This is a genomic window from Escherichia sp. AM3 (genome assembly GCF_032029835.1).
GTDB classification, from domain to species: domain Bacteria; phylum Pseudomonadota; class Gammaproteobacteria; order Enterobacterales; family Enterobacteriaceae; genus Escherichia; species Escherichia coli.
Genome location: NZ_JAVUPQ010000373.1, coordinates 1 through 1,011, shown reverse-complemented (window position 1 = coordinate 1,011; position 1,011 = coordinate 1). Strand labels below are relative to the sequence as shown.

Genomic DNA, 1,011 nt, shown 5'->3' with positions numbered 1-1,011 from the left:
GTGTACGCGCTGGCGAAAAAAATGATGCCGGAATATGAAGGCGGATTCTGGCACTTCATTCGCCTGCCGGACGGTGGCGGTTACATGATGCCGGATGGCGACCGTTTCCACATGGTGAACGGTGCAAACTGGTTTGACCGTACCGTGAGTGCTGATGCCGCAGGCATCATCCTGACCTCCCTTGTGATTAACCGCCAGTTGTGGCTGTACCACGACAGCGGGGATGCAGGACTGACCCAGCTTTACCGGATGCGCGATGCGCAGTTGTGGCGTCACATCGAATTTCACCCTGAATGCAACGCGATTTACGCGGCTCTGGACTGATTAACGGACGGGGCGGCAATGCCGCCCCTGTAAAGGAGACGAGAACATGTACTGTACTGTTAAAGAAATTATCCGCGAAGTGCTGGATACAGACGTGCCGGACAGTGAATGCGTTTTTGCCGTGGTGCTGACCCGTGGGGATGTGCGCCACATAGCTCAGGACTGGAGTCTGGCAGACGATGAGCTGGAAACCGTCATGCAGCGGCTGGACGATGCCTTTGAGCATGGTGCGGATGTCAGCGTTGTTCACGACGTTGTTCGTGAACTGATGGAAGAAAAGCGCGCCAGCCGTCATGTGACAGTCCCGGCGGTGATGCTGGAAAAAGTGATGGCGCTGGCAGGCAGTGAAATGAAGCGCCTGTATGCCGTCGGGAGTGAGAACGGGGGCGACGGTGACGCATTCGTCAGGGAGGAACGCGAAGCAATGGACGTTGTGTTACAGGCGCTGGACGGGGAGACGATGTCATGAATATCAGCACAGAAACCCGCGAAATTCTGCGTAATTACAGGGCCGTGATTAATGCGCGGCGTCGTGAAATGGGGCAGAAACCGCTCACCACCGCGCAGATTGTTGATGAAATCTGCGATTTTGTGGCGAATCAGCAGGCGGTTTTCCTGGGCGGTCACTACATCTTACAGGGCAGCAGAAACAGGTGATACAGGGGCAGGCGGTGGAGGCCGCCTGTC

The 1,011-nt window shown here is 56.4% G+C and carries 3 protein-coding genes; all 3 read left to right on the top strand.

Features of this window, described 5'->3' with window-relative positions; all coding sequences use genetic code 11:
* A partial coding sequence (locus RTW80_RS25955) for an antirestriction protein (protein ID WP_312720950.1) occupies positions 1 to 324 on the top strand: 324 nt, incomplete at its 5' end.
* Between the two features lie 46 nt (positions 325 to 370).
* Entirely contained in the window at positions 371 to 793 is a 423-nt protein-coding gene (locus tag RTW80_RS25950) for a DUF1380 family protein (RefSeq protein ID WP_042974081.1), read from the top strand.
* Positions 790 to 981, top strand: coding sequence for a hypothetical protein (locus RTW80_RS25945; RefSeq protein ID WP_001027516.1), 192 nt, complete (start codon positions 790 to 792; stop codon positions 979 to 981). The genes RTW80_RS25950 and RTW80_RS25945 overlap by 4 nt, the downstream gene beginning before the upstream one ends.
* Positions 982 to 1,011 lie beyond the last annotated feature (30 nt).

What these genes read in the sequence shown, in the direction of transcription:
- RTW80_RS25950 (WP_042974081.1), top strand. Translation starts at nt 371, where the DNA reads ATGTACTGTACTGTTAAAGAAATTATCCGCGAAGTGCTGGATACAGAC.
- RTW80_RS25945 (WP_001027516.1), top strand. Translation starts at nt 790, where the DNA reads ATGAATATCAGCACAGAAACCCGCGAAATTCTGCGTAATTACAGGGCC.